General features: G+C 49.7%; 9 protein-coding genes and 1 pseudogene. 3 read left to right on the top strand and 7 right to left on the bottom strand.

Translation table 11 applies throughout. The features are described from left to right. Positions 1-410: 410 nt before the first annotated feature. The 3 genes and pseudogenes from C0068_RS16780 to C0068_RS16770 form a co-directional block, all read right to left on the bottom strand. Positions 411-716, bottom strand: a complete 306-nt coding sequence (locus tag C0068_RS16780) for a helix-turn-helix domain-containing protein (protein WP_103685635.1) — start codon at positions 714-716, stop codon at positions 411-413. Beyond that, positions 706-1,080 carry a type II toxin-antitoxin system RelE/ParE family toxin gene (locus tag C0068_RS16775; protein WP_103685634.1) on the bottom strand — a complete coding sequence of 125 codons (375 nt, stop codon included), beginning with the start codon at positions 1,078-1,080 and terminating at the stop codon, positions 706-708. The genes C0068_RS16780 and C0068_RS16775 overlap by 11 nt, the downstream gene beginning before the upstream one ends. A 714-nt stretch (positions 1,081-1,794) precedes the next feature. Beyond that, positions 1,795-2,366: pseudogene (locus C0068_RS16770) on the bottom strand (cupin domain-containing protein); the annotation flags it as partial. 75 nt (positions 2,367-2,441) lie between these two features. Here C0068_RS16770 and C0068_RS16765 point away from each other — a divergent pair. The 3 genes from C0068_RS16765 to C0068_RS19590 are packed head-to-tail and all read left to right on the top strand — an operon-like array spanning position 2,442 to position 2,999. Continuing rightward, positions 2,442-2,642: a toxin-antitoxin system, antitoxin component, Xre family protein gene (locus tag C0068_RS16765; protein ID WP_103685633.1), complete on the top strand. Its 201-nt coding sequence runs from the start codon at positions 2,442-2,444 to the stop codon at positions 2,640-2,642. Continuing rightward, positions 2,620-2,793 carry a type II toxin-antitoxin system PemK/MazF family toxin gene (locus C0068_RS19890; RefSeq protein ID WP_350339219.1) on the top strand — a complete coding sequence of 58 codons (174 nt, stop codon included), beginning with the start codon at positions 2,620-2,622 and terminating at the stop codon, positions 2,791-2,793. The genes C0068_RS16765 and C0068_RS19890 overlap by 23 nt, the downstream gene beginning before the upstream one ends. 17 nt (positions 2,794-2,810) lie before the next feature. Then, a complete protein-coding gene (locus tag C0068_RS19590) occupies positions 2,811-2,999 on the top strand; it encodes a hypothetical protein (RefSeq protein ID WP_199176210.1) in 189 nt (62 codons plus the stop codon). A gap of 730 nt (positions 3,000-3,729) precedes the next feature. Here the strand turns inward: C0068_RS19590 and C0068_RS16755 are convergent. From C0068_RS16755 to rfbC, 4 genes are read right to left on the bottom strand one after another with little or no spacing between them, the layout of a single operon-like run. Beyond that, positions 3,730-5,148, bottom strand: a complete 1,419-nt coding sequence (locus tag C0068_RS16755) for a mannose-1-phosphate guanylyltransferase/mannose-6-phosphate isomerase (RefSeq protein WP_103685632.1) — start codon at positions 5,146-5,148, stop codon at positions 3,730-3,732. A gap of 39 nt (positions 5,149-5,187) precedes the next feature. Then, a complete protein-coding gene (locus C0068_RS16750; RefSeq protein WP_158250017.1) occupies positions 5,188-6,450 on the bottom strand; it encodes an oligosaccharide flippase family protein in 1,263 nt (420 codons plus the stop codon). 60 nt (positions 6,451-6,510) lie between these two features. After that, the gene (gene rfbD / locus C0068_RS16745) at positions 6,511-7,422 is read right to left on the bottom strand and encodes a dTDP-4-dehydrorhamnose reductase (RefSeq protein WP_233208853.1); all 912 of its coding nucleotides are present in this window, start codon (positions 7,420-7,422) and stop codon (positions 6,511-6,513) included. Next, the gene (gene rfbC / locus C0068_RS16740) at positions 7,419-7,958 is read right to left on the bottom strand and encodes a dTDP-4-dehydrorhamnose 3,5-epimerase (protein WP_103685630.1); all 540 of its coding nucleotides are present in this window, start codon (positions 7,956-7,958) and stop codon (positions 7,419-7,421) included. The genes rfbD and rfbC overlap by 4 nt, the downstream gene beginning before the upstream one ends. Positions 7,959-8,042 lie beyond the last annotated feature (84 nt).

Below are 8,042 nucleotides of genomic sequence, written 5' to 3'. Positions count from 1 at the left end.
CCAAACACATCGCGGTCAAGAGCCCGCTCCTACAAATGATAATACGCTGATTTTTGTAGGAGGCCGCGCCGAGGCCGATTGAATTACGCACCGACCCAGCCCGAGTTATCGCGGTCAGGAGCCCGCTCCTACACGTGATTTTTTTGTAGGAGGCCGCGCCGAGGCCGATCGAATTACGCACCGACCCAGCCCGAGGCATCACGGTCAGAGCCCGCTCCTACACATATTTTTTTGTAGGAGGCCGCTGGCCCAGGCCACCTTCTCTTGCGATGAACCCGCAATTCACCTTGTCCCGAGGCCGATCGAATTACGCACCGCACCCCAACCAAACACATCACAATCGGCCAAGGTGAATTGCACAGCAAGAGAAGGTAGCCTGGGCAGGCTTTAAAAGCTGCTGCAGCCCCATGTCAAATAATAGCTTGCAAGCCCTTATCAGCAATGACGTTGAGCAGTTTGAGCGCTGGGCCGGCTGGGCGCGTTTCGCCATGCTCCCACTTGCGCACCGTCGAAGCCGTGGTGTGCAGGTGATGGGCAAATACGGGTTGGCTAAAGTGCAATGCCTCACGCAGGTGTTTAATATCGCTTGCACTGAACTCGCGCACTGGCGGTGGACAAAGTGCATCAAACTCTCGCATCGTTACTTTGCTAACCGCGCCAGCGTCGTGCAATGCGGCCAAGTCACCCCGCAACGATTCAATGATTTTACTCGTCACAACATACCTCCAATAAAACACCAGCTTGTAATGCCGCTACCAACTCCTTAGACGAAAGCGCCAGAAATACCTTGCCGACATAATGCAGCGCTTTTTTCTCGTCCCGTGTAATATTCGCCTTGTCGCTTTTCGGGAACCCATGCAGGAAAACATAACGACGACCGACACGGGCCGATAGTAGCGTACGGTAGCCGCCGCGCTTACCCGTACTCGGACGGGCTATCCGCTTTTTGTAGAGATGGCCACCTAAATCGGCATCTATCAGCCCCCGCTCCATCTCCTGGACCGCCTTGCACAAGACCTCATCGGGCAGCTTTTCGCTCGCCTGCCACCGTGCGAAGTCCTTTCGCTTTAAGATTTCCATATCTCTTCAGCCTCAAAACTATACCCGTAACGGGTATTATTATCCACTCCTTGTAAACAGATCGCTACCCAAGCCACCCGTAAAAGCTACTTCAGCTACGACGAATCTTGAATCTAGTACCACAACCTTTCTCGTCAGACTTCCGACACCCGGCGGCAGACCTTCTTTTACTCTACCGCCAAACGGCCAAGGTGAATTGCACAGCAAGAGAAGGCAGCCTGGGCTGGCCCGCTCCTACACATTCCGTGGCTTTGTACCATCGCGGTCAGGAGCCCGCTCCTACACGTCGTGATACATTTTTTTGTAGGAGGCCGCTCCCGAGGCCGATGGAATTACGCACCGCACCCCCACCAAACACATCGCGGTCAGGAGCCCGCTCCTACACGTGATTTTTTTTGTAGGAGGCCGCTGGCCCAGGCCACCTTCTCTTGCGATGAACCCGCAATTCACCTTGCCCGAGGCCGATGAATTACGCGCACCCCCACCAAACACATCGCGGTCAGCGCCCGCTCCTACACATGGTAATACGCTGTTTTTGTAGGAGGCCGCGCCGAGGCCGATGAATTACGCGCAATACCCCACCAAACACATCGCGGTCAGCGCCCGCTCCTACACATGGTAATACGACGCTTTTGTAGGAGGCCGCGCCTGAGGCCGATAGAATTACGCACCGACCCTATCCGAGGCCGATGGAATTACGCGCAATCCCAACATTCACGCCTTCGGCGCGCGCCCATAACGATCTTCAAAACGAACGATATCGTCTTCACCCAAATACGAGCCCGACTGAACTTCAATAAGCTCCAAGGGAATCACACCCGGATTCTCCAAAGCATGCACAACACCAACAGGAATATAGGTAGACTGGTTTTCCGTCAGCATTAATTCCTTATCGCCATTCGTCACCTTGGCGGTACCCGACACCACTATCCAATGCTCTGCGCGGTGGTGATGCATTTGCACCGACAACTTAGCACCCAGCTTTACGGTAATACGCTTCACCTGATAACGCTCGCCATTATCAATCGAATCGTATACACCCCAAGGCCGATACACATGACGATGCTGACTCACCTCACTACGGCCCTGCGCCTTTAATGCCTCAACAATTTTTTAACGTCTTGAACTTGATCTTTAGCCGCAACTAAAACCGCATTATTGGTTTCAACCACCACGACATTGTCTAAGCCAACGATGACAACTAAGCGATATTCAGCACGAACGTAAGAATTAAACGTGCTATGACTTAACACATCACCACTGCACACATTGCCGTCAGCGTATTTTTTAGCACACACTTGGCCTCAGTGCCCGTTAGCGGCTAAGATAGGCCATCAACCTTATTACTAAGGAGAAAAACAATGCAGCCCCAACTTGATAAAATACAAGAGAAACTTAGCAACCTTCCCCCTAATCGACTCCTTGAAGTCGCCGATTTTATTGATTTTTTGCAGCAACGCGATCAAGACATACTAATGAGAGACAGCTACTCAAACGCATCAGAAAACGCGTTTAACGAAGCATGGAACAACAGTGACGATGCCGCGTATGACGATTTATAATATTGGTGATGTCGTGTTGGTCGGTTTTCCATTCACCAACCTGCAATCAACCAAGAAGCGACCCGCAGTAATCATCAGCCACTCAACTTATCAACAACAAAAACCTGACGTCATCTTAATGGCCATTACCAGTCAAATCATCAGCCACTAGCAATGGGGGAAGCTTTTTTGCACGACTGGCGCACCGCAGGCCTCATAAAACCCTCGGTGCTTAAACCCCTGATTGCCACCATTGAGCAAACCCGAATTATCAAAACCATGGGCCAACTCTCCATTAACGATAAAAATAGTTTGGCAATAGTTATTCAAACTATTTTTGGGCAGCACATCGGGCAAGTTAGCAGAACAGAATTGTAAATTCATACTACGAAAACATTTTTCACTTTTCGCGCAAGGCCATATACGCACTAAAAGCCACAAACTAAATTTCGCCTCTTCCTCGCAATACACTTCGCGGTCAAACTTCCGACGCCCGACGTCAGACCTTCTTTTACGCTACCGCCAAACGACCAAGGTGAACTGCGCTCAGACGCAGCCCGAATTATCGCGGTCAGGAGCCCGCTCCTACACGTAATTTTTTTGTAGGAGGCCGCGCCGAGGCCGATTGAATTACGCACCGCACCCCCACCAAACACATCGCGGTCAGGAGCCCGCTCCTACACGTGATTTTTTTTGTAGGAGGCCGCTGGCCCAGGCCACCTTCTCTTGCGATGAACCCGCAATTCACCTTGCCCGAGGCCGATTGAATTACACGCAACCCCCCACCAAACACTTCGCGGTCAGGCGCCCGCTCCTACACATGGTGATACAGTGCTTTTGTAGGAGGCCGCTCCTGAGGCCGATTGAATTACGCACAACACCCCCACCAAACACATCGCGGTCAGGCGCCCGCTCCTACACATGGTAATACGCTGTTTTTGTAGGAGGCCGCGCCGAGGCCGATGGAATTACGCGCTGCACCTCACCAAACACATCGCGGTCAGGAGCCCGCTCCTACACGAGGTCATACGGCTTTTGTAGGAGGCCGCGCCTGAGGCCGATCGAATTACGCTCCGCACCTCATCCGAGGCCTTACACGCCCCCAAATTCACGCCTTCGGCGCCCGCCCATAACGGTCTTCAAAACGAACAATATCGTCTTCACCTAAATACGAGCCCGACTGAACTTCAATAAGCTCCAAGGGAATCACACCTGGATTCTCCAATGCATGAACAACACCAACGGGAATGTAGGTAGACTGGTTTTCGGTCAGCATAATCTCTTGATCGCCATTCGTTACCTTGGCGGTACCCGACACCACAATCCAATGCTCGGCGCGGTGGTGATGCATTTGCACCGACAATTTCGCACCCGGCTTTACCGTAATACGCTTAACCTGGTAGCGCTCGCCATTGTCGATTGAATCGTAAACACCCCAAGGCCGATACACATGACGATGCTGACTCACCTCACTACGCCCCTGCGCTTTTAATGACTCTACAATCTTTTTTACATCTTGAACTTGGTCTTTAGCCGCAACCAACACCGCGTCATTTGTTTCAACAACAACAATATTATCTAAGCCAACCGTTGCCACTAAACGATGCTCAGCACGAACATAAGAATTAGAGGTATTGTAGCTAAGTACATCGCCACTACTTACATTACCAGATGCATCTTGATCGCCAATCTCCCACAAAGAAGACCACGCCCCTACATCACTCCAACCCGCAGACAAGGGCACAACTACCGCCTTATCTGTCTTTTCCATTACCGCATAATCTATCGACTGATCTGGGCAAGCTTTAAAAGCATCGGCGTCAATCCGTAAAAAATCAACATCGCGGTTTTTACCCAAATAGGCTTTTTCACAGGCATCATAAATATCTGGCCGAAATGCTTTTAACTCTGCCAAATACACATCAGCAGCAAACAAAAACATACCGCTATTCCAGTAATAGCCGCCGTTATCCAAATACGATTGCGCCGTTTTTAAATCTGGCTTCTCTACAAACCGAGAAACCGCAAACGCGCCATCATCACTCTCTGCGCCACGCTGAATATAACCGTAACCCGTATGCGCGGACTCAGGCACAATGCCAAAGGTGACAACTTTGCCCGCCTCAGCCTGCACCCTAGCAACCTCAACCGCCGCATGAAATGCAGCAACATCTTCAATCACATGGTCAGCGGCCATAACTAATAACAAAGGAGCGGATTCACCACTATTCGATTCAAGGGCATCGAAAGCAGCAAGCGCGATAGCTGGTGCGGTATTGCGGCCGATGGGTTCTAAAATAATAGAATTTAATTCAGTTCCAAACTCCTGCGCCTGCTGAGCCACCACAAAACGATGCTCTTCATTGCAAATAACCGACGTGCTACTACTCAAGCCATCAACCCGAGCGAGGGTGGTTTGCAACATCGTATCTTTACCAGCAATGGATAAAAATTGCTTGGGAAATAAACCTCGGCTTGATGGCCACAAGCGACTTCCACTGCCACCGGCCATAATAATTGTGCGCATAAAAGACACCGCTCCACCCTCCCGTTGATCTAGTAATATTTATCGCCAAATAGCCAAGGTATTAAAGCCTAAGCGCTTTTTCACAAAATAGACCGCAAGTAAATTTTGAGTAGCAACAGCGATAGCCGTACCAATTGCCGCACCTACAATGTTAAATTGCGCCGTTAAAAACCAAGTCAGCAATAGTGCCAAGCTACCCGAGATTAAGGTTACATTGCGCATATCTCGTTCATGACCAGACATCATTAGCAAAAAGCCAACTGAGCCCGTCATCGCATTAATAAACTGACCTACTGCTAAAATCTGCAATAATGCGGCGCCTTCCTTAAATTCCGAGCCAAATAAACTCATCAAAAACGAAGGAAAAACCAGCATTACGCCAATCACTGGCAAGGCAAACAAACTAATTAACTTAACGGACTTAATCGCCAAACGTTCTAGCTGTGCCATGTCATTATCGCGGTACAACTTAGCAAATCTCGGCGCAACAACCAAATTCACCGCTATTAATATAAAACTACTTAACATAGCCGTACGCTGTGCGACTGCAAGCTGCGCCAAAGCCTCACTACTCACATAGGCACCAGCCATGAACTGGCCGGACCACTGCACCATTTGCGACATTATGACGACTATCCACAAGGGACCACAGCTAGCAAATAACTCACGCCATGAGATGGCTAATTTCGCAATTCTAGGACGAAACACGTAAAACAGGCCAAAGCCTACTGCACCCACCACAAATGATGATACGGCATAAGTCTTAGCCAACTCTGCTGCAGACATTTCTACAAACACATACAGACTAAGAATAAGCAGCAAATTTACTGCAATATTTAACACAAAAATAGACGCTGATACGCGCCTAAGCCCCTGCAAGGCCATGGCAGAAATCGTCAGCGTCGACAAACCGATAACACCTAAAGACATAAATTTTAAAACGGGTGCTAGTTCGGGCTTTGAAAAGAATACTGCAGAAAAATAAGGTGCGCCGAAATATAAAACAAGCGCGCTAAAAGAGCTAAGCGCCAGAATCAATAACAAGGACTTTAGCACTGTATTTACAGCCAAGTCCGGTGCGCTCCCAGTAAAACGCAAAACAGTGTTTTCTAAACCGGCATTTGAAAACGCAGAAATAACAGTGACAATAGAGAAAGCCAAGAAGTAGTAGCCGGACTCCGAGGCCCCTAAGTGTCGCGCAATAAAAAACGTCGCAGCAAACCCACTTATCGCACCAAAAACTCGAATAACAAACGCGAATGCACTGCTAAGCAACAAATCTCGATTATCGGCACTTGCCAAAATATTTCTTAATTTGGAGGGCAGCAAAGCAATTACTCAAAATGTAAAAGATAGAAAGGATTATTTAATTACGCCACGACCTATAAGGTGTGCAACTACTTCACGCCATGCGCTAGCCATAACATCGTAATCCCTATGTATTTTTGTCGTGCATAAAACAGAATAAGCTGGGCGCTTTGCCGGTGTCGGATACGCTTCTGTACTTATCGCATTTACCGTTGGTATTGCATTGATAGCACCCGACTGGAACGCAGCCTCAAAGATCGTCGTCGCAAAGCCATGCCAACTCACCGCCTCATTGCCCGCGTAATGATAAACGCCATAATGGGCCTGCGTCCCATTTTTGTTGTGCTCTGCGATGTGTATCTGCCGCGCGATGCTAATGAGGGTTTTGGCGATATCGCCTGCGTAGGTCGGGCAGCCAATCTGGTCGGCAACCACACCCAAGGTGTCACGCTCTTTGGCCAAGCGCAGCATGGTTTTCATGAAGTTATTGCCGTACTCACTAAAGACCCACGCCGTGCGCAATATGATGTGCTTGTTTGTGTGGCGCTGCACGGCAAGCTCACCATTGAGCTTGGTTTGGCCGTAAATGCCAGTGGGATTTGTTTGATCAGCTTCGGTATACGGCGTTTGGCTATTACCATCAAACACGTAATCGGTAGAAACATGCAGTAAGGGTATATCGAAGCGACTGCACAGCTTGGCAAGCGCAGCGGGGCCCTCCTCGTTAACCCGCCTGGCCAATTCAGGTTCTGACTCGGCCTTATCTACGGCAGTATAGGCCGCCGCATTGATAATGGCGGTAATGCCTTTATTGGCAATGATCTTTTCTAACACAACGGTATCGTTGATATCCGCTTCTTGACGGCTCAGCAGTGTATGAGCAATACCCTGGGCTTTGAGCTGATCTGCCAGACATTGCCCTAATTGGCCATTCGCCCCCGTAACCAGTAAATGCATGTCACTCATGACTGAAACAGCTCTGCAAAGGTGGGGGCCTTACTGTCTTTGTCGGACAAGGTGGGAGCTTCCAGTGGCCAAGTGATTGCCAGAACCGGATCATTCCAGATTAAACTACCCTCATCGCTGGGGTCGTAATAGTCAGTGCACTTGTATTCAAAATCTGCGGTGTCGCTAAGCACCACAAAGCCGTGGGCAAAACCCGGCGGCACCCAAAACTGGCGCTTGTTCTCCTCAGACAGCAACACACCTTCCCACTGCCCAAAGCTGGGGGAATCTTGGCGGATATCCACCGCCACGTCGTAAACCTCACCACTCACCACCCGCACCAATTTGCCTTGGGGTTTGGTTTGTTGAAAATGCAGGCCACGCAGCACACCCTTTGCTGAGCGCGAGTGATTGTCTTGTACAAATGGCAGTGTAATACCCGCCATCTCCCGATAGCGTTCTGCCTGAAAGGTTTCTAAGAAAAAACCGCGATGATCGCCAAAGATCTTGGGCTCAATAATCACGCAGTCTTTTAGCTTGGTTTGGATGACATTCATTTACTGTTGGTATCCGTCTATATGGTGTTGCGTTTATTTGTAGCCGTCGGCTACGCGCAGTAAATATTGGCCGTAGCCGGTCTT

The organism is Zhongshania marina (genome assembly GCF_002915595.1).
Taxonomy (GTDB): domain Bacteria; phylum Pseudomonadota; class Gammaproteobacteria; order Pseudomonadales; family Spongiibacteraceae; genus Spongiibacter; species Spongiibacter marinus_B.
The sequence above is the reverse complement of the archived record's forward strand: the minus strand, read 5'-3'. Positions and strand labels throughout refer to the sequence as shown.

Bases quoted from the DNA above. Each gene is read 5' to 3' on its own strand.
- C0068_RS16775 (WP_103685634.1), bottom strand. From the start codon at position 1,080: ATGGAAATCTTAAAGCGAAAGGACTTCGCACGGTGGCAGGCGAGCGAA.
- C0068_RS16765 (WP_103685633.1), top strand. From the start codon at position 2,442: ATGCAGCCCCAACTTGATAAAATACAAGAGAAACTTAGCAACCTTCCC.
- C0068_RS19890 (WP_350339219.1), top strand. From the start codon at position 2,620: ATGCCGCGTATGACGATTTATAATATTGGTGATGTCGTGTTGGTCGGT.
- C0068_RS16755 (WP_103685632.1), bottom strand. From the start codon at position 5,148: ATGCGCACAATTATTATGGCCGGTGGCAGTGGAAGTCGCTTGTGGCCA.
- rfbD (WP_233208853.1), bottom strand. From the start codon at position 7,422: ATGAGTGACATGCATTTACTGGTTACGGGGGCGAATGGCCAATTAGGG.
- rfbC (WP_103685630.1), bottom strand. From the start codon at position 7,958: ATGAATGTCATCCAAACCAAGCTAAAAGACTGCGTGATTATTGAGCCC.